Annotated in this window: 24 protein-coding genes; 4 read left to right on the top strand and 20 right to left on the bottom strand. The window is 33.3% G+C overall.

Annotation, left to right across the window (positions count from 1 at the left end):
- Window positions 1-59 precede the first annotated feature (59 nt).
- Together QYZ68_RS04290 and QYZ68_RS04285 are read left to right on the top strand one after the other, a co-directional pair.
- Window positions 60-1,499: a PTS transporter subunit EIIC gene (locus tag QYZ68_RS04290; protein WP_301384322.1), complete on the top strand. Its 1,440-nt coding sequence runs from the start codon at window positions 60-62 to the stop codon at window positions 1,497-1,499.
- A gap of 89 nt (window positions 1,500-1,588) precedes the next feature.
- Window positions 1,589-2,101: a hypothetical protein gene (locus tag QYZ68_RS04285; RefSeq protein ID WP_301384321.1), complete on the top strand. Its 513-nt coding sequence runs from the start codon at window positions 1,589-1,591 to the stop codon at window positions 2,099-2,101.
- Window positions 2,102-2,306: 205 nt separating this feature from the next.
- Here QYZ68_RS04285 and QYZ68_RS04280 read toward each other — a convergent pair whose 3' ends face one another.
- On the bottom strand, window positions 2,307-2,846 hold the full coding sequence (locus QYZ68_RS04280; RefSeq protein ID WP_301384320.1) for a hypothetical protein: 540 nt from the start codon (window positions 2,844-2,846) through the stop codon (window positions 2,307-2,309).
- Window positions 2,847-2,927: 81 nt separating this feature from the next.
- Here QYZ68_RS04280 and QYZ68_RS04275 point away from each other — a divergent pair, with 81 nt between their 5' ends.
- Entirely contained in the window at window positions 2,928-3,287 is a 360-nt protein-coding gene (locus tag QYZ68_RS04275) for a hypothetical protein (protein WP_301384319.1), read from the top strand.
- Window positions 3,288-3,460: 173 nt separating this feature from the next.
- Here QYZ68_RS04275 and miaA read toward each other — a convergent pair whose 3' ends face one another.
- Genes miaA through panF form a run of 8 tightly spaced genes read right to left on the bottom strand, consistent with a single transcriptional unit; the run spans window position 3,461 to window position 10,695 of the window.
- Window positions 3,461-4,363, bottom strand: coding sequence for a tRNA (adenosine(37)-N6)-dimethylallyltransferase MiaA (gene miaA / locus QYZ68_RS04270; protein WP_301384318.1), 903 nt, complete (start codon window positions 4,361-4,363; stop codon window positions 3,461-3,463).
- Window positions 4,350-4,547 carry a DNA-directed RNA polymerase subunit omega gene (locus QYZ68_RS04265; RefSeq protein ID WP_301384317.1) on the bottom strand — a complete coding sequence of 66 codons (198 nt, stop codon included), beginning with the start codon at window positions 4,545-4,547 and terminating at the stop codon, window positions 4,350-4,352. Before QYZ68_RS04265 ends, miaA begins: the two co-directional genes overlap by 14 nt.
- 31 nt (window positions 4,548-4,578) lie before the next feature.
- Entirely contained in the window at window positions 4,579-5,112 is a 534-nt protein-coding gene (gene cmk / locus QYZ68_RS04260; protein ID WP_301384316.1) for a (d)CMP kinase, read from the bottom strand.
- The gene (locus QYZ68_RS04255) at window positions 5,109-5,990 is read right to left on the bottom strand and encodes a YicC/YloC family endoribonuclease (RefSeq protein ID WP_301384315.1); all 882 of its coding nucleotides are present in this window, start codon (window positions 5,988-5,990) and stop codon (window positions 5,109-5,111) included. The genes cmk and QYZ68_RS04255 overlap by 4 nt, the downstream gene beginning before the upstream one ends.
- A gap of 11 nt (window positions 5,991-6,001) precedes the next feature.
- On the bottom strand, window positions 6,002-7,408 hold the full coding sequence (gene murC / locus QYZ68_RS04250) for a UDP-N-acetylmuramate--L-alanine ligase (RefSeq protein WP_301384314.1): 1,407 nt from the start codon (window positions 7,406-7,408) through the stop codon (window positions 6,002-6,004).
- Window positions 7,409-7,422: 14 nt separating this feature from the next.
- Entirely contained in the window at window positions 7,423-8,346 is a 924-nt protein-coding gene (locus tag QYZ68_RS04245; protein WP_301384313.1) for a hypothetical protein, read from the bottom strand.
- Complete coding sequence (locus tag QYZ68_RS04240; RefSeq protein WP_301384312.1) at window positions 8,318-9,271, bottom strand: pseudouridine synthase family protein; 954 nt, start codon at window positions 9,269-9,271, stop codon at window positions 8,318-8,320. The genes QYZ68_RS04245 and QYZ68_RS04240 overlap by 29 nt, the downstream gene beginning before the upstream one ends.
- 5 nt (window positions 9,272-9,276) lie before the next feature.
- Complete coding sequence (gene panF, locus QYZ68_RS04235) at window positions 9,277-10,695, bottom strand: sodium/pantothenate symporter (protein WP_301384311.1); 1,419 nt, start codon at window positions 10,693-10,695, stop codon at window positions 9,277-9,279.
- 346 nt (window positions 10,696-11,041) lie between these two features.
- On the opposite strand from panF, the gene coaBC reads away from it, so the two are divergent.
- Complete coding sequence (coaBC, locus tag QYZ68_RS04230) at window positions 11,042-12,223, top strand: bifunctional phosphopantothenoylcysteine decarboxylase/phosphopantothenate--cysteine ligase CoaBC (protein ID WP_301384310.1); 1,182 nt, start codon at window positions 11,042-11,044, stop codon at window positions 12,221-12,223.
- On the opposite strand, the gene QYZ68_RS04225 is transcribed toward coaBC, so the two are convergent.
- From QYZ68_RS04225 to infB, 11 genes are all read right to left on the bottom strand, one after another.
- Complete coding sequence (locus QYZ68_RS04225) at window positions 12,220-13,632, bottom strand: HEAT repeat domain-containing protein (protein WP_301384309.1); 1,413 nt, start codon at window positions 13,630-13,632, stop codon at window positions 12,220-12,222. The two genes, coaBC and QYZ68_RS04225, sit on opposite strands and share 4 nt — an antisense overlap.
- Window positions 13,629-15,149 carry a murein biosynthesis integral membrane protein MurJ gene (gene murJ, locus QYZ68_RS04220; RefSeq protein ID WP_301384308.1) on the bottom strand — a complete coding sequence of 507 codons (1,521 nt, stop codon included), beginning with the start codon at window positions 15,147-15,149 and terminating at the stop codon, window positions 13,629-13,631. Before murJ ends, QYZ68_RS04225 begins: the two co-directional genes overlap by 4 nt.
- Window positions 15,142-16,269 carry a tRNA guanosine(34) transglycosylase Tgt gene (tgt, locus tag QYZ68_RS04215; protein ID WP_301384307.1) on the bottom strand — a complete coding sequence of 376 codons (1,128 nt, stop codon included), beginning with the start codon at window positions 16,267-16,269 and terminating at the stop codon, window positions 15,142-15,144. The genes murJ and tgt overlap by 8 nt, the downstream gene beginning before the upstream one ends.
- A gap of 16 nt (window positions 16,270-16,285) precedes the next feature.
- Window positions 16,286-17,350, bottom strand: coding sequence for an LptF/LptG family permease (locus tag QYZ68_RS04210; protein WP_301384306.1), 1,065 nt, complete (start codon window positions 17,348-17,350; stop codon window positions 16,286-16,288).
- Window positions 17,347-18,636, bottom strand: a complete 1,290-nt coding sequence (locus tag QYZ68_RS04205; RefSeq protein ID WP_301384305.1) for an LptF/LptG family permease — start codon at window positions 18,634-18,636, stop codon at window positions 17,347-17,349. The genes QYZ68_RS04210 and QYZ68_RS04205 overlap by 4 nt, the downstream gene beginning before the upstream one ends.
- Window positions 18,611-20,089 carry a ligand-binding sensor domain-containing protein gene (locus QYZ68_RS04200; protein WP_301384304.1) on the bottom strand — a complete coding sequence of 493 codons (1,479 nt, stop codon included), beginning with the start codon at window positions 20,087-20,089 and terminating at the stop codon, window positions 18,611-18,613. Before QYZ68_RS04200 ends, QYZ68_RS04205 begins: the two co-directional genes overlap by 26 nt.
- Window positions 20,090-20,098: 9 nt before the next feature.
- Complete coding sequence (gene pnp, locus QYZ68_RS04195) at window positions 20,099-22,249, bottom strand: polyribonucleotide nucleotidyltransferase (RefSeq protein ID WP_301384303.1); 2,151 nt, start codon at window positions 22,247-22,249, stop codon at window positions 20,099-20,101.
- 13 nt (window positions 22,250-22,262) lie between these two features.
- On the bottom strand, window positions 22,263-22,529 hold the full coding sequence (gene rpsO / locus QYZ68_RS04190) for a 30S ribosomal protein S15 (protein WP_301384302.1): 267 nt from the start codon (window positions 22,527-22,529) through the stop codon (window positions 22,263-22,265).
- 110 nt (window positions 22,530-22,639) lie between these two features.
- A complete protein-coding gene (gene truB / locus QYZ68_RS04185; RefSeq protein WP_301384301.1) occupies window positions 22,640-23,485 on the bottom strand; it encodes a tRNA pseudouridine(55) synthase TruB in 846 nt (281 codons plus the stop codon).
- A gap of 15 nt (window positions 23,486-23,500) precedes the next feature.
- Complete coding sequence (rbfA, locus tag QYZ68_RS04180) at window positions 23,501-23,854, bottom strand: 30S ribosome-binding factor RbfA (RefSeq protein WP_301384300.1); 354 nt, start codon at window positions 23,852-23,854, stop codon at window positions 23,501-23,503.
- Between the two features lie 21 nt (window positions 23,855-23,875).
- The coding region (infB, locus tag QYZ68_RS04175; RefSeq protein ID WP_301384299.1) for a translation initiation factor IF-2 at window positions 23,876-26,072 on the bottom strand (2,197 nt) is incomplete at its 5' end.

Below are 26,072 nucleotides of genomic sequence, written 5' to 3'. Positions count from 1 at the left end.
CACATTTAAGGTTAAGCTAAACTTTATCTAGCAGAGAATGCAAAATTAAGGAGAATATTATGATTAATGTAATGAAAAATTTACAAAACCTTGGAAAAGCAGTGCAAACCCCAGCAGCTGTCTTGCCAATTGCTGGAATTTTACTTGGATTTGGATATTTAATAATAGAAGCCACAGATCCCTCTGGAATCTTTAGACAAATTGGGAAATTAATGGAACAGTCAGGGGGGGCTATTCTTGGAAATTTACCAATACTATTTGCAATCGGAACTGGAATGGGCTTATCTAGAAATAACAAAGCCGCTGCAGCACTTGGGGGAGCGGTTGGTTATTTAATTCTGAACGCAGGACTGGCTACATTTACAATAACAATTAATGGGAAATTAGAACCTGTGAACATGTCTGTCTTGGGAGGTATCATTGCAGGTACAACTTCAGCTGCACTTAGCGATAAAGTGGTAAACTGGAAAATACCACAATTTTTAGGATTTTTCTCAGGCCAGAGACTGGTACCAATAACAAATGGATTACTATCTGCATTACTTGCAGTAGTTTTTGGTTTCCTATGGGCACCCTTGCAAATAGCGATTAATCAAGTCGGAAATTGGATGGTAGAAGCTGGTCATTTAGGATTATTTGTATTCGGATTCCTAAATAGATTACTAATAATAACAGGACTACATCAGCTCCTTAATACTTTAGTATATTTTGTATTCGGAGAATACACTGCAAATGATGGGAGCATAGTTCAAGGAGAAATTACAAGATATTTAAATGGAGACCCAAGTGCTGGAACTTTTACAGCAGGAATGTACCCTATGATGTTATTTGGGCTACCCGGAGCTTCTCTTGCCATGTACTTGACATCTAAAAAAGAGCGAAGGGGTGAGGTTGGAGGGCTTCTACTCTCAGCATCGCTTACTGTTTTCCTTACAGGAATTACAGAGCCAATAGAATATACATTCATGTTAGTAGCACCTTTACTTTACTTAATACATGCTGCTCTAACTGGTCTATCATTAATCATTACTAATATCTTTGGAGTACACATAGCATTTGCACTCTCAGCGGGTATAATAGACTATCTTTTAATGTTTCCAAAATCAACAAAGGCTTTGTTAATATTTCCAATAGGACTTGGCATTGGAACTGTTTACTTTATTATTTTCATAACATTGATAAAAATATTTAAAATAAAAACACCTGGACGCGAAGATGATAATGAAACAGAACTAATACCTCACAATCAATCCGATATTTTGGATGAAGTGGCTTTTGATTCAATTATTAATGCCTTCGGAGGCCTTAGCAATATAAAGAATGTTGATTCCTGCTTCACAAGACTTCGAGTCGATGTAGAAAATCCCAAATTAGTAAATAAGGACTTAATGAAAAATCTCGGAGCAAGTGGGACAATAATTGCATCAGGAAACCAAGCCCAAGCAATATTCGGAGCTAAATCTGAAAAAATTGCAACTTATATAAAATCTAAAATTTAAGTTTTAAAAACAAGAATAAGAAGGCTGTCTTTTAATTACACACCTTCTTATTCTTACTAAAAAAGTGTATATTATCTACAACGATCATCATGAATAAAATCTCGTTTAGACTTTTCTTGGTCTTTTTCTTAATGTCTTCCTCTACAACCAATTATGGTACAGATAAGGAAAATCTTGAAAAACTAAGTAAGCTATACATGCTATACGACTTAAATAATAATTTACCAAAAGAACTTGAAACAATAAATGAAATCAAGAATCTTGACTTAGAACTATATTATTTGCTTATGACAAAATACCTACTTAAAATAAAAAAATACGCAGAGGCTAATCTTTTTTTTAAAAAACTAAAAGAATCAAAAAATAAAAATATAGATAACGAAATTTTACTACTAAAACTCAGAATCAATGAAGATAAGATAAGCGAAGAAGAAATTAACGATACGCTAGGAAAACATAAAAAAACAGATGTAAGAATACTGTATCAGTTGTATCTTATTGCAAGAACAAAAAACAAAGCTATGTCTTTAAAAATTAAAAATATAATTCTAAGAAACTACCCTAAAAGTATTTATTCCTATAAAATAAAAGGAAATGGATAAAATTTTTTTCTTTATACAGTGTTAATTCTATTGCCCGGAGCTCTCGACATCAAAATCTATTAACTCAAGATAAGATTTCTGTTTTTAATCTTGACAATGACATAATCGTCTTGACACACGACACTGCTAACCCCATCAACCTAGACGGCAACCAGTACACTCGTCATAAAATTAAACAACTCACCCCATAAACTCGATTCTACACCTAATTGAGAAACTGCCAGCCAATATTAATCCCAAGTGTAACTTCCGTTGTCAAGGAAGAAAAGCCAAAAGAGGTAGAAGTAGGAGAAATCGAAAGCATTAATAAGGGCCTAATGTAGAGTCCCTTAACCTCAGGTACAAAAAGATCTGTAGCAAGTCCTAGAGACAGGAAAAACAGACTTTGCCTCGCAGAACTTAAATCAACCGCATACTTGACTCCAAAAAGAGGGAATAGTACTCTAACATACTCTTTAAAAACAATTGGATAAATCCCGTAAAGCCCAACACCAAGATATCTGCCGTTGTGTTCAGATACAAAAGCGTCTTTATAAGACATATCAAAAATAACATAATTAGCATCAAAAAACAAATTTAAATTTATTCCATTATCTCTTCTGTTAGTGTTTTGTGCAAATTTACTCACTGCACTTTTACTAGTATAATTTGTAAATTGATAAGAAAATCCCCCTCCAAAAGACAATGGATATGCCAGCAAATCATTAAAACAAAAAAACAACACCAGGCATACGTACTTTTTCATTAATATTCCTCAAACTTCATAGAAATATTATATTATATATAGTTGTATATCAAGTAAGTTATACAAGAAATTAAGAGAGTTATGAAAAGACAACTATTTCATGTAATATGCGCAATAATCATGTCGTGTAGCAAAAAATTAGAAATTCCCTTAACGGAAGGTTTCAGCCTACCCAAAAGTAGCATCTTAGGCTTTTCAAAAAAAGTAGGAATAGTGATAAAAGATTATGCCCTTTTAAACAATGAAATTAAAAAAAACAACACTAACTACGACTACTTAACAATAATTAAAAAAGACGAAATAGTAAGAATTGAAAAAATAATGCAAACAACAGAAAGATACGGACTCAAAGGCAACTGGATACTAGTAACACACAAAGGGAAAACAGGATACATCTTCAGCGGCGACATAAACATAATAGACAACATAATAATTGAATAAAGCAACTTACCTAAATGCTAGCCAAATGAACTAAGGCATCAACTAGCACCCCAATATCATTTCATTTATTCTTCTTTTTGTGTCTATTCTTTCTCCTCTTCTTCTTCCTCTTATGCGTAGATATTTTCTTTAGTTTTCTTTTTCTTCCACAGGGCACGCCTCATATCTCCTTATTAACCAAAAATTAAATCTAAAATACCCCCCAAATCATCCTCCGGATGACACCACAAAACATCAGGAATCCTACTAAAAAAAGTCATCTGCTTCTTTACATACAAAAACGAATTCCTACCTATCAGGTTCATTATATCATTTAACACGTAATAGGGTCTACTTTTCCACAATAAAAACTCACGATATCCTATCCCCTTAAAAGCTGGAGTTGCTTCATTGTATCCCTTTCCCAACAATTTTTTAATTTCTTCAATTAATCCACAATCAATCATATTATTTATCCTATTTACTATTCTAGCTCTAATCTCATCCATAGGCCTCTTTAAACCGATAAGCAAAACATTCTCAAGTTTCTGACCTCTTTGCAAAAACCGACTAATTGGAATACCTGTTTGATAATAGACCTCAAGAGATCTTTTAATTCTATAAATATCATTTTCACTTATTGCCTTATATCTTTCAAAGTCCACCTTTTTAAGTTTCTCCAGTAGGTAACCCTTACCTCTAGCCTTTAAAAGATCTTCAACATAACGTCTTATCTCAGAAGAAATGACCGGAGTACTAGGTAGGCCATATTGCAAATGTTTAAAATAAAAGGCAGACCCGCCTACAAATACAGGTAGCTTGCACTGACCTTTTAACTCTTTCATTACCCTCAAAGCTTCTTTATAAAAAACTCCAAGAGTATATTCTTCAGTCGGCTCCAAAAAATCCACCAAATGGTGCTTTATGTGAGTTCTCAATTGCACATTGGGTTTACAAGAGGCAATATCAAACTCCTTATATACTTGAATAGAATCAACATTAATCACCTCAGCCACACCTTGAGGAAAATTAAATAAAATATTGCTCTTACCTACAGCTGTGGGTCCAAATATAAAAACTACCTTATCTCTCTTCAATTGAATATGTAAACTTACCTCCTAAAATATCATTAAAAGCCCGTCCCACTATCTTCTCATCAGAGACAGAGTGCTCCGATATAGAAATTTCATCAATAATCTGCTCCATGCGCATTACGACAGCAGTAACAAGCTCATAATAATTACCATTAAAATCCTGTATTTTTTTTAAAGGCACTTTCATTCCTTAAACCTCCTTATTTCATCTATTCGATCTAACTCAAACCCCTCTTCTCTATCTCACCCCTTATCAACTCAAAGACTCTATTTGCAGTCCTACCGGTTGTGTCAACTATTAAATCAGCTACACACAAATAGCTATCAACATCTATGTCATACAAAGAGAGATACCTTTTAGAATCATTAAAATCTCTATTAAAAGTAGCACTTAAAATATCAGAATATATTCCACCCTCTCTATTAATTATTCTTTCTGCTCTGACCTCTATTTTAGCATAAAGATATATTTTCAAATCAGCGTTGTCTGATAGCCAAATTGCAAGACGAGAGGCAAGAACTGTATTATCCTCTTTAGCAAATTCCAATAACTTATTATCGAGATATCCATCCCAATAATAATCATTTCTACCAACGATTTCTTTCTCATAAAATAAATCAAAGGGCACACCCCTTTCTTTGGCTATGTCATGAAAAGTGTAATTAATAAGCTTTAAACCATAATATCTTGCAAGCATTCCACTAACAGTTGTGTTTCCACAACCACTCTTACCAGAAACAGCTAACCTCATTCAATATTCCTTACCTGTTCTTTTATCTTCTCCAAATTTAATTTCATATTTAAAACCAGGTTTCTAATATCAAGATCAATTGCCTTACAACTCATCGTTGTAATTTCTCTATGCATTTCCTGTGTAATAAACTCCAAAACTTTGCCACATACCTCACTTTCAAGATTTTTATAAAAATTATCTATATGTGAATATAGTCTAACTATTTCCTCATTAATATCTAGGCGAATAGCCATTTTAGCCGCCTCTTCTGCAATATTGACATCGCTAAAATCATCCATTAACTTTAATAAATTTTCCTTCAGGCTTAAGAAAAGCTTATTATTGATACTACTTTGAGATTTTTTCAAAAAATCCAAATCACCCTGTAACAAAACAAGAGTCGAAATTATATCTTGCTTTGTGTTCTCACCTTCAAATAACCTACTCTTGTCATAATTAATCAAAACTTCTTCTAATACACTCTTAAGAGAACTAAAAAGCATTCCTTGTTTTTCAACACCTCCTCCCCCATCATCAACAATTAAAGCTCCTTTGAAAGACAAAAAATCACCAAGACTTACTTCATCATTAATCTTTAAACTACACTTACTACGCAGTAGACTATCTTTAAGGCGAACCATAGACTCGATATAGTTAGGATTTAAAGTAAAATCAATAGCCGGGACAATCTCCTTGTACCCCACAGTAAGGAAAACATTCCCTCTACTGACATAGCTTGAAATGAGCTTCCTTATCTCAAACTCATAAGCATACAAAATCTCAGGTAATCTAAACTTAAAATCTAAAAATTTACCATTATAAGATTTTAAATTAACACTAAACATATAATTCTCTACGGTTTTTTCCAAATGAAAAAAACCAGTCATGCTCTTCATTAAAAATACCTTTACAAAAATTCATGTAAAATAAAATTATTACCAGCTCCCATGGTAATAAATAAGTCATCTTTTCTTAATAAACTTTTTATGAATTCAACGGAATCAAATACATCTTTGAAAAAATAAACATTTGGATTCACATCCCTAAGAGCCAGGTATAACTCAATAGAAAGCCCATCGGAATCAAGATCTTCTCTAGTCGAAAGATATATATTATGCAAAATTAATACATCAATACTACTTAACGCACGAACAAAGTCATTGAAAAGAATTTTTGTCCTTGTAACTGTATGTGGCATAAAATCTAAAACAATTCTCCTCCCCCTATAAAACCTCCTAAGCCCTGAAAGCGTATTTTCAATCTCCTTTGGATGATGTGCATAATCGTCAATATATACAACCCCACTTTTTTCCCTAATAAATTCCACTCTTCTTTTTATTCCCATATATTCTTTAGCTATCGCCTTTACTTGTTCGCCAAAATTAGGAATTAATTTTTCTTTTTCTTCTAAAGTTAATTTTAAAGCCAGAAGTGCAGATGCAAAATTTAAAGCATTATGGACCAAAGGGGTTTTTAGTTCAATATCAGGAATTCCTAAAAAATCAAATTTTAAAACCCCATCCATCACCTCAAGATTTTCAATCTTAAAATCGGCTGAAGAATTAATACCAAAACTAAAAATCCTAATATCCTTCCTTACAGTCTTATCTTTAAGTTTAACCAAACTAAATTCGTCAGAGTTTATAATCAGTATCCCATCATGCTTTAAATTATCAATATACTTTAAGAAAACAGCCTCAACTGCTTCATAATTTGGGAAAAAATCTACATGTTCATAATCAATATTGGTCAAGACAGCGATATCTGGATAAAAATGTAGAAAATGATTTCTGTACTCACAAGTCTCTGCAACAAATATATTGCTTCTACCAACAAGACTAGGCTTATCTCCAAAATCCTTGACGCTTGCACCAAGTATCACATTAGGATCAAGACCCAACTTGCTGAACAATATACCTAAAAATGCTGCTGTAGTAGTCTTACCATGAGAACCTGCAACCCCAATACTATAATATTTTTTCGATATCTCGCCAAGAAATTCAGGATAAGACAGCACGGGAATTTCAAATTCACAAGCCTCTTTTAAGACACACAGCTGATCTTTATTATAAGCTGGTGAATATATTAAAGCATCATACATCCCCTCATTTTCCTTTAATGAAAACTCATAAATATTTTCATAATAAGTTATATGACTATTATCAAGTAGATCATCCGTATAAAATTTGCAAGGGACATCGACCCCTTCTACTAGATACCCTTTGGCATGCAAAAAACAAGCAAGGGAACAAAGACCAGAGCCTTTAATTCCTACTAAAAAGAATTTACTTAAATTATCCAAATCAAGATTCATCCTTTTCTCCCAGATCACCCTTTACTGCTATAGAATTTGTGTATGATAACATCAATAGTAGACATATTAATTACAGTATACTTTAATACATTTGCCACAATATAGTTTCTAAGCATTTCTGCATTGTCAAGTAAATTATTCCCAAGCGGAACATCTAAAAAAAGCTTAAAAGAATAACTCCCCTTGTTTTTCTTAATCTTTAGATCATAAACAATATAATCTCTATTATATTCAGATACACAATGTTCAATAATTTGTCGTATCGCACTTTTAGAAACAGACAAAACCCCTTCCTCATGAAAATGAGGTTTAACAATAGAACGGATATAATTTTTTTTCCTAGAAAAAAACCATCTGCTTTTAAAAAAGACTCGAATTGAATCCAATAATAGACTCGGTTTAACAGAAGTTATCTCAAAAGCGGCCGCTGGAACAACATGTTCTCCCATCTGCCTTGAAATCCTAGCTTTCTCCATTTCCTGCTTAGTAGAAATATCTGTTATATAAATAATCTTAAAAGGACTAGGCAGAAAAAGCCTAGCCACTATTTTGTCTATCATTCGAATACTTGTCCCCAGTATCAATATCTTATGAAAATCTTCCCTACGAAGAGCCTCAACAATTTCATTCCTATGAAGATCATCCTCAAAAACAGAACGCCTTATCGCATTAAACACATTATCTTCAAATTTAGCAGAACTCCCTGCAATAATCTTCATATTCTTTATCAAAACACCATCATCAATTATTAAGGAAATAGCATATTTATCTGCTATTAAATGAGATCTAAAACTCTTACCAGTACCAGCCGCTCCCACTAAAGCATAAACCTTTGTCCTAACAAATTTATGCTTAACAATAGCCGAAACGCCTTTAATAGCATTCAAGACATTACCAAACATAAATTTACTAAATAAATTCTTTAAATTCATACACACCAAAAATATCGCTTACCCGTTGCAAAAAGTCTGATCTAGGCTCAACAAAAAACCCATTCTTTAAAAATAATGGCTCCCTAAATTCTACCAAAAAGGAATGTAAAAAGTAATTAGCTTTTCTATATTTAGAATGATATTTCTTATCATCAACTAAAGCATGACCATTAAAGGCACACTGTGCCCTTATTTGATGAGTAAAACCTGTTTCTATTGAAATCTCGGCAAGAGTAAAAAATTTAGAAATTAAAATTGGTTTAACATGAGTTACAGCATTAATCTTATCCGACTTTTCAAATACCAAGGTTTTTCTTGCAACTTTATCTCTGTACAAAAAATTTCTATAAACAGTGGCTGTCTTAATTTCGCCTTCTAGCAAGGCTATATACTTTTTAATAACACCACCACAACTAAAAGCCCTACTTAAAATCCTTGCAGAATCTAAATTTTTTGCAAAAATAATAATTCCTGAAGTATTCCTGTCAATTCTATGCACAGCCGAGGGTTTAAAACTAAGGGATTTAAGATTTTCATTTAAAAGATAAAAATTAACTAAAGCATCAAGCGAATTACCTCCATGAACTAAAATCCCTCTCTTTTTATTAATTACAAGCAAATCTTCATCCTCATAAACAATTCTTTCCCTAACCTCTCTTGTTACCATATCTTCCTCAACTCTGCCCGACCTCAAGTTGGTACTCAATTCTTGTATTAAAGGTTTGTATAGATAAATCTCATCGCCCTGAAAAACTCTATGAGAAAAAGGAACTTTCAATTTATTTAAAAGAATATCTCCATTTCTGATATGTTTCATTACCCTAGACTTAGAAAATTTTAAAAACTTTATTAATACTGAATCTAACCTCTTCCCATCATCATTCTTAAGAACATTAATGATATTATATTTTCCAACATTTAAAGCTCTCATAATTACTAAATATTACTATATCGCCTACAAATAAGATTAACTATCAAAAATGAAAATACAGCAATAAAAAAGGAGGGAACAACAGGATGGAAAGAATAACTATCCATTTCACAAAAAATTATGATTAAATAACTTAAAAGCCCTAAAAACTGAGAAACAAAAGCAGAAGTTTTACTTACAAACCTAAAGTAGAGTCCAAAAACAATAGTAGAAAAAAATGAAACTTCTAAGGCTCCAATCGCAAAAATATTCACAAAAAGCAAAAAATCCGGTGGCCTTAAAGAAAAGAGCACTATTACTACAACAAAGCAAGCATTAGAAATAACAGTAACTAAACTGATTCTGTCTTTATCCACAATTTTTTTATTCAAAGCAATCACTGTATTTACCCAAATTGATGAAACAAAAAGAAAGCCTGTGTCTATTGTGGACATTATTGCCGATAGAAGCCCAATAAAAAATAAAAAAAACAACCTAGACCCTAATACCTCTAAGGCCACGCTTATTATAACCTTATCATTTGGCTCGAAATTGGGAAAGATAACAAGAGAGAAAAAACCTATCAAATGCATAATGACTACTAAAAATCCTATCAAAAAAGTAGCAACAGGAAGAGCCAATCTAATATCTCTATTGTGTTTAAATGCTATAAAGTTGTTAACAAGTTGTGGCAATCCCAATGTACCAACTCCCGTTAATATCCAAAAAGAAATTATATATTCGATTCGCAAATCTGAATTTGAAGGCGATAGCAAGTTACTTTCAAGTTTCAAGATTGACTCCTTAAAGATATTGTCAATCCCACCTCCCAAATTGATTAATCTTAAAAATAAAATCACAGACGCTACAATCATAAAAATTCCTTGAATTAAATCCGTATACGCCACCATCTTAAATCCTCCTAGGCAGACATATAAGAAGACAAATAAAGAGAAAAAAATAAGAGAATCACGATAATCAAGTTTTAAAAAAAACTCTAAAAGCCTAGCCCCTCCAATAAGTTGAGCCGAGATCAAGAATAAAGAGAAAAAAATTATTACAAAACTACTAAAAAGAGCTAAAGAATTGCTGTTATATCTATGTCTAATATAGTCAACAATATTTATCGCATTAATCTTCCTAGCCTCTATATTCAATCTCTCTCCAACAATAGTAAACGAAATTATACCTGCAGGGATTTGAATAACTGCCAAAAGGACAAAAGACATTCCATACTTATAAACAGCTGAAGGCCCTGAAATAAAACTACTGGCACTAATGTAACTAGAAGCAATAACTAGTGCCATTACAAAAAAGTTTATACCCCGATTAGCAAGAAAATAATTATGTAAAAATGAAATTCCCTCCCTCTGTCTCTTGCCAAAAATACCAAAAATACAATAAAGAATTAAAAAGATAAAAAGTAAAAAAAACCCTCTACTCATCCTTTAAGAAATATACAAAAATACAAACCAGTGATAAGCTTAAGCCAGGAAACAAGATACATGATAAGAAAAACCAAAGAGGAATATTGAACACCGTAACAGAGAAGATAAAAAAACGATAGGACGAAAACCAACAAAGGAACAAAAATAAGTATATCAAACTTGAAAAAAATACCTTATTTTTCACATTTATATGTATATCATACAAATCGTATATTTAGTCATAATAAATTATATATTTAGATTATTTTATTATAATATCACAACCACATATGTTATATGTAAATAACATATATAATAATTTACTCTAATTATATAATTTAGAATATTTTATATAATATTACATATGAAATTCAAACTGAATAAAAACATACTAGTAGGAGTGTGTGGGGGTATTGCAGCCTATAAATCGGCCTACATTGTATCACATTTAGTAAAGCTGGGATACGCTGTCAGGGTTGTAATGACAAAAAATGCCACTAAATTTATTACTCCGCTAACACTAGAGACTGTTTCGAAACACAATGTAGTCTGCAATCTATGGGAAACACCCCATGAAAAAGTAGAACACATTAATCTAGCAAGATGGGCAGACTTAATACTGATCCTCCCTGCTACCTACAATATTATCTCCAAAATTGCAACGGGCATTGCCGATGACGCTTTAAGCACAATAATATCTGCCAGCACTGCCCCCACTTATTTTGCAGTAGCAATGAATAACATGATGTATATGAATCCCATTTTAGAAGAGAATATCCAAAAATTAAAGAAATATAATTATAAATTTATTGAACCCGACGAAGGATTTCTGGCTTGCTCTTCAAATGCCATTGGACGTCTTAGGGATGAAAATGATATTTTAAGAATAATACTAGGTGAGTTTAAGGCATATTCGCCACTACAGAATAAAAAAATATTAATAACCGCCTCTAGAACTGAAGAAGCACTAGATCCAATTCGCCACTTTTCAAATAAATCAACCGGACAAATGGGATTTAATCTAGGAATTGAAGCAAAAAATCTAGGTGCTGATGTAACGATAGTTTCAGGCCCTAGTAAAGAAAGAACACCTGATGGAATAAATGTTATTAGAGTAAAAACAGCAGCAGAGATGTATGAGGAAACAACAAAAATATATCAAAAATTTGATGTAATCATTGGGGCTGCTGCTATTGCAGATTTTAAACCTGAAAAAATTTACGCAAACAAAATTAAAAAAAATGAGTTAGAAAATCTCCATATTAAGCTCATAAAAAATCCAGACATCATAAAACATATCGGTAGAAATAAAACCAAAAACCAAATTATTATTGGATTTTGTGCCCAAAAACCTGAAAATCTAATAGATGAAGCTAAAAAAAAACTCAAAACAAAAAACTTAGATTATATCATTGCCAATGACTTAAAATATTTCGGATCAAATTTAAACAAAATTCACATAATAGACAATAAAAATAACATTCAAGAAATTCCTGAAATGTCAAAAAAAGAAATAGCAACAGAGATTTTAAAAATTCTATACTAATAATTTTGTAAGAGTCTTTTTAAGTACTCCGAAGTTGCTGTCTCTTTTATCTCCTTAAGCCTACTTGCGAGTGTGGAAGACTTGTTGTAAACAGCGCCCTTAATTGCAAGATTTCTTAAATCAACATCTTTGCTATTAATAATCTTAGAATAAAAATTATCGAAATTACCCTTTCTAGCAGCAAGTAACGCAGCTACTTCTGTTAAAATCTTTGAGGGTTTATTGATATTTTCCTTTTTCAAAAGATCTAGTGCAGCTAAAAGTGCGAAACCCACATTCTTATCCAAAAGATAACCAAACATAGTAAGTTTAAAATTATTTTCAATAGCAGGTTCTAATATAATATTTTTTATTTCTTGATAACCAGAACCCATATCAACTAGGGCCTTACCGGACGCTTCCCTAACCCTAAAAGAAGGATCGCTTTTAACCTTGTAAACCAATGCTTCTTTAGCAGAAATATCACCATGCCCCTTAATAGCATTCACAGCTTTAACCCTAAGTGCTTCATCTGAATCCCTTAAAAAATCCTGCAAAATCTCTTTCGATTTCTCAGATACATCCCTTGACAGTGCTTCAATAATGGCAATCTTAATATTAGAATTGTTATTGTTGTCTTGAAGATATAACTCGGCATTTTCTGTTATTTTTTCAGGGACAAGGTAAGATAGCGCTCTGATTGCAGAGGCCTTTATTGTTGGGCTTTCATACCTATCCATAGAAATCTCATATATTTTATCCCCATACTCAAAAGCATTAGATTTCCCTAATGCAACAAGTATTGCAGATCTAACCCCGTCGTTCCCAGAGTATTTATCATAAACATCCATCATATTCTTCGAATATTCAACAGCAGAAATCTCACCAAGATAATGCGCTGCAATAGATACAATATTCCCTTCTTTATTTTCAAGTATGTCAACAAGAACTTTCTTCAAATCATCCTTGCTACTAAGTTCCTTAAGGTATAAAAGCGCTCCATTAATTAGCTGGTTAGGATATCTCCTAGTTTCATAATTATCAAGAATATAATTAGCAACGCTAACACCACCTTTATGTTTAAGAGATAGAAACAAATCAAGAATTGCTCCCTTAAGTTCAACATTAAAAGTTTTTTGTAATCTTTTCTCAAGTAAAGAATTGTACTCACCATCACCCGACTTCTTAAGTCTCTTAACAATCTCAATCACTTGAACATCAAGTCCATAAGCAATAATATTCCTTACTTGATTAATATCTTGCACACTAGACCTTTTAGTAGAATTACTATCGGGACTATTTTGAATATCTTTATCTGAATTAAACTCAGGAAGATTAGGCTCTACAGGCTCTATTGGCAACAAAGGATCGTCAACAGCAAAAGTATCCAACACAACAAAGTACAAAATAATAAATAACAAATACTTCATACAAGCTCCCTATTGGCTAACTTAAAAAAGTTCATAACTCCAAGAAAATAATAACACACCACTAAAATAACAATACTGATAATACCTGCAAAGCTTAAAAGAAAAAAATTATTAAAACTAAAACCCATATCCCACCCAAAACCCTTAAAAGCCATATAAACTAAATACAGAGGAACAAGAGATGAACATGCCTTCATAAAGGCTACAACAGATCTAGCAATCTCAAGTTTCATACCTCTTCTTAATCCAACAAAATAAAAAATAACAACACAAAGGGCAAAAGAAACTGATTGTGCAAGAGGCAAAATATCCACCTTAAAGAGGTTAATGCCAAAAACTGAAATAAGAATATCAATAACAGAAAAAAGAATATTAAAATAAAGAGGGGTTCCTGAATCACGGATAGAAAAATAATATTTCTGAAAAAATCCAAAAATAGAAGAAAATGTCAATCCAACCAAAAAATACCGCAATACACTAACCGTCCTCTGCGTGTCATGTATGGAAAATCTACCTCCTGTAAGCAATAAGTTTAAAATAGGACCAGCCCAAGTGTACATCAAAAATGATATTGGAACTAAAAGCAGAATCAAAATCTCTATCCCCCGATTTAAAATATCATTTAACTTCTTTCTGCTACCCAAGGATGCATATTCTGCCATTTTAGGGAAAATAACTGTGGAAATGGAAACATAAAAAATACCAACAGGCAGTTGATAATAAACAATTGCGTTACTTAAAACAGAAACACTCCCAACTTCCAGAGTTGACGCTAACGCGAATGAAATTTGCTGAGTAAATATAGAAAGCGAAGCCGATAAAATCATATATGACCATCTCTTTAAAAATCTCAAAAATGCGGGATTATTAAAACTAAAAACTGGTACATATGTGACTCCAATAAAAATACAATTTATTAATTGAATTAAAAATTGTAAAACACCCCCAACAAGCACTCCAACAACGGCACTATATATCCCATACTGCTCATAAAACAAAAATATACTTAATATGGCACTAATGGAAAGCATAATGGGCGCAATGGATGGAATAAAAAAAACCTTATACGAATTGAGCACCGATGCAAATATTGCCGCCAAACTTACGAGTAAGATGTAGAGTATCAAGTAATTAAACATACGACTAGCTAGCTCTAAATCTCCATTCCTATAGAAGGAAACATAGTGTATAATCTGTCTGGAAAACATAATCATAATAAAGCTAATAAAACTAATACTTATGATATTAAAAGTAGCAACGCTCCTGAAAAAAGAAATAGCATGTCTACTAGATTTATTTCTTTCATGAGTAAACTCAGGCATAAAAGCCGAAGTCATTGCACCTTCTGAAATGATCTTTCTTAAATTATTTGGAATGTTGAAAACATAATTGAAAATATCTGCTTCAAGATTTGCCCCGAAATAGTAAGAAAATACTTTTATTTTCACAAAACCCATTATTCTTGACAAAAAGACAGAAATCATAACAACAATTGTTGAGATAACATCTTTATTCATAAAAATTACCTTCATCATATCTTTGTAGATAAAGTTTTCTAAACCTTGCAAAATCATCATTCATAATTGCATCCCTAGCCTTTTCAATAAGCCTAAACATGTAGCATATATTATGCTCACTAGCCAACATTATTCCAAGGGTTTCTTCTGATTTTATTAAATGCCTCAAATAGCCTCTTGAATACCTTGTACACAAAGTACACACACAATTTTTCTCAACAGGAGAAGTATCGTTACTAAATTCAGATCTCTTAATACGCAATATTCCATCATCAGTTAAAAGTGATCCATGTCTAGCAATTCTTGCAGGATTAACGCAATCAAAAATATCAATACCATAATATATGGCATCCAATATATAGTGAGGTGTACCAATTCCCATTACATACTTTGGCTTATCTTCGGGTATTAAGAAAGAATTGTATTCAAGAATTTCTAGATATTTATCCCTTGGTTCCCCAACAGAAATCCCTCCTATCGCAACACCTGGGCTATTTAATTCCAAAATCTCTTCCGTACTCCTTTTTCTTAAATCTTTAAAAAAATTACCCTGAGTTATTAAAAATAAAAGACCACCATATCCTTCTTTTCTGTTCTCATAAGCACTAAATGTACGACGCGCCCAAGAAGTTGTAATATTTGTATACAAATTTGCATCATTGTATTCAATACCATACGGACTACAAATATCGAGTGCCATGATAATATCACTTTTAAAAATTTCTTGCATGCTAAATACGCTCTCAGGTGTAAAATAATGCCTAGAGCCATCAATATGCGATTGAAAATGTATCCCCTCAGTTTCAATTTTTCGAAGCTTAGATAAAGAAAAAACTTGAAACCCACCAGAATCTGTTAAAAAATTTTTATCCCAGGCCGTAAATTTATGCAAACCTCCGTATTTCTTTATTATGTCCACACCAGGTCTTAAATAAAGATGATATGTGTTTGCAAGAATCAAATTACAACCCAATTTCTCAAGTACATCGTGTTTTAAAGCTTTCATTGCACCCAAAGTTCCAACTGGCATGAAACATGGGGTATTGACTCTTCCATGAGGAAGATTAAGCACACCAATCCGTGCACTAGAACTGTTATCATTTTTAACAATACTAAACATAAACTCCTCAAACTTACTACTTACGCACAAACTTATAAATAACAAGATTAGTAACAAGAAACAAAACAGTAGTAAATGAACTTGCAACTGTTATAGGTAAATAACCAAGATCAGCTAGAAAATTAAAAATCACAATTGAAATAACATATATAACTGCAAATGCAATACTATTTAGCAAACTGAGTATAAAAATATTTTTCCTTAAAGCAAGACTTATGAAACCAACAGTGAAACTCAGTAGTATTAATCTAAATGAAAAAAATATCCTATTTAAAAAATCAAATAAAGCCTCAGAATAATCCAAATTCTCCGCCTTAAGAGATCTAATCCAACTAGTAAGTTTTGAAAAATTCAGTGTTTTTGAAGACAACATCACTATCTTAATATACTCAGGTTCCAGATTAACAATACCCTGGCCGTCAAGAACCTCATGAAAATTTTCTACAATTTCCCTTCCAACCTTAATAAACTCTCTCACCTCATAAAGATTCCACTTATGATCAACCCACACAGCCTTACCCACATCATATCTTTTACTAAAAGTATCATTACTATCCCTTAAAATAATTATTAAATTAGAAATAGCATCATCATCGACATCGTAATATCTAATGTTGTAAATTTCTCTTGCAAAATCTCTTATTATCACAGTTCCATTGCTGGACCCTTTCCCCATGCTATTTTTAAGAAAAGAGTCTCTTTGGGTAATAGTGTCTATGACCAAATAATTATCAAAAAAGAAGAGAATTACCGATATTCCAACACTAATTACAATTATTGGTCTTAATATCCTAGACAGAGAGATCCCACAACTAAAAAGTCCTATTATTTCATTTCTCATGGAAAGATTACCAATAAGATTAGAAACAGAAAAAAGAAAAGACAAAGCAACACCATCTGAAAAAGATTTAGGAAGATATAAATAATAAATGTAAATGATATCACTAACACTAAGTTTATTATCAAGATAACTTAAAAGATTGACAAACAGATCCCCAAGCACAATCAAAATCATGAAGAGAAAATTCATAAACAAAAAGGTTAATGTTATATTCTTTACAAAAAGTTTATCTACTCTCATTTCCTCAAAAGTCTCAAAAAAAGCATCGCTCCTGCAAAGATTAATAACACATTTGGGAAGACAGCAACAAGAAAAGGATTTGGTGCATTCTGCACCGTATACACTTTTCCACCAATAAACATTACCCAATAGGCAACACAAATAAGAATTGAAATTACAAGCTCAAGGATAATAGAATACTTTTTATTTGAATACATACCCATACCAAAAGCTAAAAAGATAAAAAATAAAACAGATAATGGTAGGCTAATTTTTTGATAAAGCTCCAGAGAAAAAAGAGCATAATTCTTTTTAACTGCCATATCCTCATAAGGACTATAATTTAAATTTAGACTATACATGTAATCCACATTCTCAAGAATAGACCTATCATCTAATATCTTACTTTTATCATACAAATAATTTAAATAGCTATTTGAAAAATTTAAATTCAGCAGATCTTCTTCTAAATCATTCTGTACATCTAAATCTTCAATTAACCTAGTTTGCTTATCAACAAGTTTAATAACATCTCTTATGCTCATTTGAGAAGGAGTTATGTAGTTTAGCAAAAACCCATCGCTAAATGTAACTTGATCAATTGAATATTTCATTAGATCCGCATAAAAATAATCATAAAACCCACTCGCATCATCTGTTAAGGCAATTGACAATACTTCGTTTAAGATGAAATATACCTGATAATTCTCCTTTTGGATATTAAGATTCTTAGCAATAAATACCCTATCGTACCCTTTAAGTCTAGTATTATCAAAAAAAGTAACATTTTTATACCCTGTATCCGATTTTTCCCCAGACACAAATATTAAATCTCCATATTGCTTACTCGAATAAGGCTTTAACACTAAATGAGGAACTTCTTCTTTTATTTCATTAAAAATTTTTAACCTACCAATAGAACCAAGAGGAAGTAAAAAATCATTTGAAACAAACGAAATAAACGCTATAACTACCCCCAATTTCAAAAAAGGAACTAATAAATTCAAAATAGATATTCCAATTGATCTGAATGCTAATATTTCATTATTAAGCTTAAACCTATGAACGGTAAGTACAACTGAGATTAAAGCCGCAAAGGGCGGCGAAAGTGCAATAACCATTGGAAGAGAATATACAACAAAAATAAAAGCCTTCAAAAATGGAACATAATTCTGAAGAAGTATCCTCATGAAAAAAAGTATTTGATTGATGAAGAACACAAAGAAAAAAAATAAAAAAGTAATTAAAAAATACTTAAAAAACTCAGCAATTATGTAAGATTCATAATTGTTTTTTGATACTTTCATCTACAAAAACCAAACCATTATTGAGAGTACCAAGTATTACATAGTTATTAAAACTTAAAACTTTAACCAAATTTAAATTGAGAAGCCCATCTCGAGGCCCCAAATAATCCCAACTATTACTCACAGTATCATAGATCACTAAACCATGTTCAAAAGTAGCAAACAATAATTTACTACCCCTAACCTCCATATCAAGGAAATACTCAACACCAAAACTACTGTCAATACCGTATTTCACACATGTCTTATCCTCTAAATTTAGTACAAAAAGACCCTCTCCATATGTCCCCACATAATAAAGACCGTTATATCTCTTTATAAAATTAATATTCTTCTCACTATCTTTACTACTAAAGAAATCCAAATGCCTAACATCTTTCAAGTTAGCAAGATTAACAGTATAAATGCCATTATCAGTCGTTCCCACAAACAATATACCTTTTTCCTCTTCTAAGTACATCGAAGATATACTACTAGAATCAAGCTTGACATAAGTCCACTCACCTAAGTCAGAATAAAACCACAATCCAGAATCCCGAGTTCCAACAAATATACCATCCCTAACACTCATTAAAACCTGTATATTGTTCAGCTTAACCCCTAAAGGTATTTTAACCTGCTTGACAGCCCCTTCAAGGTCTTCAATATAATAAAGAACATTGCCCCCACCAATGTATATAACACCCTTACGTTCTGCAAATCCTTTAAGTCCATTTAAAACAATACTTTTCTTATCTTTAATATAAACCCTGTAGTCATTACTATTAATGTCATATCTTAAAAGACCCCCAAATATATTTGAAACAAAAACATTATTTTTAAAAATAAACATATCGAATATACTGTTATCTGTGAACCCCAAAGTCTCCAAATTTAAGTAATTTACCCCAAATTTATTACTTAAGAAATAATAAATCCCCCTATCGTAATCTGATAAAATGGAAGATTCATCAACATCCCTTAACGCAGAAATCGCCCCCACTCTATCTTTAGAAAAATATTTCAATTCAGAAACCCTAAGACTCGCATGGGAATACTTATAACACTTCAAAAAACAATCAAAATTGTACTCAGAAAGGCTGTAAGCACCTCTACCATAATTTACGTAGCCAAAAAACAAATTGGCCTTAAAAAATAATTCATTATCATGGCCTTCCTCATCAGTTAATATCTTACTCAAATAAAAACTAGTCATCCCAAAATCTTCTTGTGCATAACTCTGCCTCGCACTAACAAAACGAGGATTATCTTCCTTTAAAAAAGCATCGCTTAAAAAAAAAGACTCATTATCCTGCAGCCCTGCCAAATACCCCCTCTTATCAATTCCCTGTCTACCCTCCACAAGACCAAGATACAAACCAGCATCCCCCTCAGTAGTATGACACGAGAACAGTAGAAACAAACCCAAAAAGACAAGTTTATTCCTACAAACAACACTTGATATAAGCTTCATAAGTGCCTACTAATCCCCAACGAATTCAAGCTCAATCTTACCAAATTTATCTATCTCAGTTATCTTAACCTTAATTTTTTGCCCCTCCTCTAATCTTGGAGGGCGAGTCCCCATATTCCGCCTGCTATCGCCATACTTAATATTTTTACTGTCGCCATACCTAGAACCTCTTCCACCTCCGTATCTATCATCTCTAGTTCTTACCCGAGTACTTAAAAATCCTTCCTTTGCAGGAGTAAGCTCAACGAAGGCTCCGAAACTGTTAATCTTCTTTACAACTCCTTCATAAATTTCACCAACCTTGGGCTCCTTAACAATACTCTCTATCCTCTCTTTTGCTTTCTGCATCTTTAAACTATCATCCCCAAAAATGACAATTTTTCCATCTTGCTCAATTTGCACCCTAACTTCAAACTCCTCCGTAATTGCCTTAACTGTCTTGCCAGTAGATCCAATAACAAGAGAAATTTTATCAATATCAATCTGTAACTGAAGAATCTTAGGCGCATTGTCAGATATATCCACTCTCGCCTTTGAAATTACAGAATCCATAATAGATAAAATATGCATTCTGCCTACACGAGCCTGCTCAAGTGCATCCCTCATCAACTGCCTTGTAACATTTGAAATCTTAATATCCATTTGAAAACCAGTAATCCCGTTTTTAGTTCCTGCAACCTTAAAATCCATATCACCTAAATGGTCCTCTTCACCTAAAATATCACTTAAAATAACATACCTATCGCCTTCACTAATAAGACCCATGGCAATTCCTGCAACCTGTTCCTTAGCAGGAACCCCAGCGGCCATCAAAGACATACTACCAGAACATACTGTAGCCATTGACGATGAACCATTTGATTCCAACACCTCAGATACCACCCTAATAGTGTACGGAAAATCATCCTTCCTAGGCAACATAGCTTCCAAAGACCTTTGAGCCAGATGACCATGACCAATCTCGCGCCTTCCAGTCATAAGCCTACCTGTTTCCCCGACAGAAAAGGGAGGAAAATTATAATGAAGCATAAAATTAAGTCGCTTATCCCCATCAATATCATCCATTATCTGCTCATCAATACTTGTCCCCAAAGTAGTCACAGCCAAAGCCTGAGTCTCACCCCTTGTAAAAAGAGCAGATCCATGCGTTCTATTTAAAAGATCAACTTCTGCAAAAATATTTCTTATCTCCACAGGAGTACGACCATCTGTCCTAATATTATCTTCAAGGATTGATTTTCTAACAATTTCCTGCTCAAAGTCATCAAAAGCCCTAATGAAAAGACTTTCATTTTCGTCATTTAACTTACCAACAGAAGAGAAATGTTCATGTGCCCTTTTCTTTACTAACTTTATAGCCCTTTCCCTATTAAGCTTCCCCAAAACAAAACAAGCCTCCTTAAGTTCGGCATAAATTAAGTCTCTAAGCTCATCCTTAAATTCAAACACCCTCTCATCATAGGCAAGTGGCAACTTTTCCCTACACCCAACAATAGATTCAAACTCTTTTTGCATCTCGCATATTTGTTTAATATATTCATGAGCCTTATCTATTGCAACGAGCAATATCTCCTCACTAACCTCACTAGCACCACCCTCAACCATAGTAATCCCATCTAAACTCCCCGCAACAACAATATCGAGCGAAGAATCTTGAATCTCTTCAAAAGAGGGATTGACTATAAATTCATCATTCAAATATGCTATCCTAACAGCCGAAATTGGACCATCAAATGGGATATCTGACAAAAAGACCGCCGTAAAAGCAGCATTCATACCAACAATATCAGGAGGATTCATCTGATCCGTAGATAGAGTTGTCGGCACAACCTGAATATCCCTGCCAAACCTTTTATCAAAAAGAGGCCTCATAGGCCTGTCTATTAGTCTAGAAACAAGCACTTCCTTATCCTTGGGCTTACCCTCTCTTTTAATAAACCCCCCAGGAATTTTCCCAGCAGCATAATACTTTTCGTTATATTCAACCGAAAGCGGTACAAAATCCAAATCTTCACGCACCGAATCTGAACAACAAACCGTAGCAAGCACAGTAGACCCACCATAAGTGGCAAGAACCGCACCATTTGCCTGCCTAGCCAGCAACCCCGTCTCCAACACTAGCTCTTCTCTTCCTATTTTCAACTTCAAAACTTTTTTCAAAATCAACCCCTTACTACTTTCTAAGTCCAAGTCTAGCTATCAAAGTTCTGTAAGCCTCCAAATTTTTATTCTGATAATACCTTAACAAGCTCCTTCTCTGCCCAACCAACTTCAACAAACCTCTCTTCGAGCTATAATCCTTCTTATTTACTTTTAAATGTTCCGTTAAATACTTTATTCTACTCGTAATTAAAGCTACCTGAACCTCAACAGAACCTGTATCATCCGCACTCCTGCCAAATTCCGAAACTATCTTTTGTTTCTGTTCCTTACTAATCACAACTGACTCCTAATACCATCATAGCAAAGTACAAACATACCACTTGCTATAATTAAAACCTTCACACCAAATTATAATATTTTTTCAACAAAATAACAAAAATATTAAACTTAAAATATAATGACATATCTGTATTTATTTAACCCGGTACCACGCACAACCGCTAATGTCTGCTCATCCCTGCTCTTAAATATCTTAAACTCATCTAAATCAATAACAATATTAATATAAACACCATTCTTAACGGATTTAACCAAGCAAGTATCAACATACATTACTTCAAAAAGACTTAACGATTCTAAACTCATCAAAGAATTATTATTTAGATTTTCACAAAAGCAAGCACTATCCAATCTGAAATCCCCAACACATACTCTTTCAAGACTCCTAACATAAGCACACGAACTCAAAGAAAAAGCCAAATCTCTTGCAATACTTCTAACATATGTTCCCTTAGAACATTTTATTTTTAGCTTTAAAATACGAGAATCAATATTGTAGTCCAAGATTTGTATATCATAAATCTTAACTTTTCTAGGTTGAATTTCAAAATTTTCTCCTCTGAGAGCCAATTTATAAGCTCTATTTCCATTAACATGCACTGAAGAAAATTTAGGAGGGACTTGATAAAGCTCACCTACGAAAGACTCAAGTCCAAGACTTAATTCTTCCAAACTTGGAATATAGTTTACTCTGTTTGTTATTCTACCACTAGGATCAAGGGTGTCTGTCTCAACTCCAAACTCAAACTCTGCAACATACTCTTTACTCAAAGATGTAATATAACTTGAAAGATTAGTATATTTCCCAACAAGAACAACCAAAAGCCCACTAGCAAACTTGTCAAGAGTCCCTGTATGCCCAATGCGACTCCCAGCATAATACTTCTTCAAAGGAGACAGAGCCTCAAAAGAAGTCACACCACTTCTCTTATTTAATAAGATAATCCCATTCATGAAATCTACTATTCTTTACTTAATATTTAAATTATCAATTATTTTATTAACATAAAAAGCCCTAGCAATAGTATCATCCCTGAAAAAACTTAATTTTGGAGTATTTCTAACCTTAATTCTCTTTACAATCTCTCCCTGGATAAAGCCCTTAGCGTTATTTAAAGCCTTGATAGCATTATCAAGAGAGGCACCTTCCTTAACAGACCCAATAAATACCTTTGCATTGATCAAATCACCTGAAACCTCAACCCTCACAACAGTCAAAAATTCATGAACCCTTGGATCCTTTATACCCTTCGTTACTATTAAATTACCAATTTCCTGACCTAACAAACTCTCAAGCTTTGTCTTTCTTATTCCTTTTTCCATATTCAAAAATGAAGCAAATACTTAAGACCCAAAGCGTCTTTTTACCTTCTTAATCTCAAATGCTTCAATGATATCTCCTTCCTTAATATTAGAATAATTATCAATTATGATCCCACACTCATACTGTGCACCAACTTCCTTAACATCGTCCTTAAATCTCTTAAGTGAAGATATTTTACCAGAATGTATCTGAAACCCTTCTCTCATAACATTAGTAACAGCATCTCTTTTTATTAATCCTTGTGAAACATAACAACCAGCAACCACCCCAACTTTAGGCACGCTAATAACAGCCCGAACCTCGGCAAATCCAATAAACTTTTGCTCAATATCTGGTTCAAGCATTCCCTCAAGAACTGATTTAATATCATTTATTGCGTCATAAATTATATTATATTTTCTAATTTCAACTTTTTCTTGATCAGCTAACATCTGAGCCTTTGCAGTAGGTCTTACATGAAAACCAATAATAATAGCCTCACTTGCAGCCGCGAAACTAATATCAGTTTCCGTTATTGCTCCTGCTGATGAATGAATAACCCTTACCCTAAGTTCATCATTAGTCAATTTTTCAAGAGAATACTTTAAAGCCTCAACAGAACCCTGCACATCAGCCTTTAAAATTATCTTAAGTTCTTTCAACTCTCCTTCTTTGATTGAATCATAAAGATTTGATATAGTGATCTTTTTAACATTTTGAGCATTTTCATATTTCTTAAGATCCTGCCTTCTAGAACTAATGAATTTAGCTTCCTTCTCCGTCTTTGTTGTCTGAAACGGATCCCCAGCCTGCGGAATAGAAGAGAAACCCAAAACACTAACTGCCTTAGCAGGTCCAATGCTCTTCACAGACACACCCCTCTCATTTATCAATGCCCTAACCTTACCGTGATATATTCCACCTACAAAAGAGTCACCCACAGAAAGAGTCCCATCTTCGATAATCACAGAACAAATTATCCCACGCCCCAAATCAACCCTAGCATCAAGTATCCTACCAACAGCCCTCTTATTCGGATTCGCCTTCAACGCCATTACTTCAGATTGTAAAATAATCATATCAAGAAGTTTAGAAATACCAATATTCTTAAGAGCTGAAATTGAAACAAAAATCGTATTTCCTCCCCATTCTTCGGGAACAAGTTCATATTCCGAAAGTTGATGCTTAACCCTATCCAAATTAGCTTCTGGCAAATCTATTTTACTAATCGCAACGATAATTGGCACCTTCGCTTCCTTTGCATGATTAATAGCCTCAACTGTCTGAGGCATCACACCATCCACCGAAGAGACAACAAGAACCACGATGTCTGTAACCCGAGCCCCTCGACTCCTCATCATAGTAAAAGCTTCATGCCCTGGCGTATCTAAAAATGTTATCTCATGTTTGTTATAACTAATGGTATAAGCACCAATATGCTGGGTAATCCCTCCAGCTTCCATTCGATTTATATCAATTTTTTGTAAAACCGATAAAAGCTTAGTCTTTCCATGATCAACATGCCCCATTACAGTAATAACAGGTGGTTTCTCAACTCTCTGACTCTCGTCATCCTCCTCTTCCTCTATAACCGTTTCATCATAAATTGAAACCACATTAACCCTAGCCCCGTATTCTTCAACTAAAATAGTAGCCGTATCAGAGTCAAGCTTCTCATTAATGGTTGCCATTACGCCTAAAGACATCAATTTAGTAATTAAATCTGAAGATTTCAAATTCATCTTCTTTGCCAGCTCTGCTACAGTGATAGTTCCCATAATATCAATTGACTTAGGTATTGGATTTGCCAAATTTTCTTTCTTTTTTTTCTGAAGCTGTTCAAAGACTTTCTGTTCTATTGTCTTAATATCAGTTTCTTCCTTCTTTCTCTTATAGCTCTTTTGGCTCTCCTGTTGTTGCTTCTTTTTCTCTCCAAGTTTTCTATTAATTCCCTTATTATCAGAATCAACAGGTGCCGGTGCACTAGGCACAACCTTGGCCCTTATTACTCGTCTGAAAGTCTGAGACTGAACCCCACCGCTAGATTCCCTGTTATGAGTGTAATTCCTACCAGTATATCTCCCCCTGCCTCCTTGCTGTTGTTGCCCCCCCAAAAAATTATCCCTACTAAATGTCCCCCTCACACTAGAAGCTCTATCCCCCCCCGCCCCTCTCATATTGCCACTACCGTAAGAATGACCTCCACTAGATTCCCTGTTATGAGTGTAATTCCTACCA

Source organism: Borrelia sp. P9F1 (genome assembly GCF_030436115.1).
In the GTDB taxonomy this organism is placed as follows: Bacteria; Spirochaetota; Spirochaetia; order Borreliales; family Borreliaceae; genus Borrelia.
This window is presented reverse-complemented; position numbering and strand designations above follow the sequence as displayed.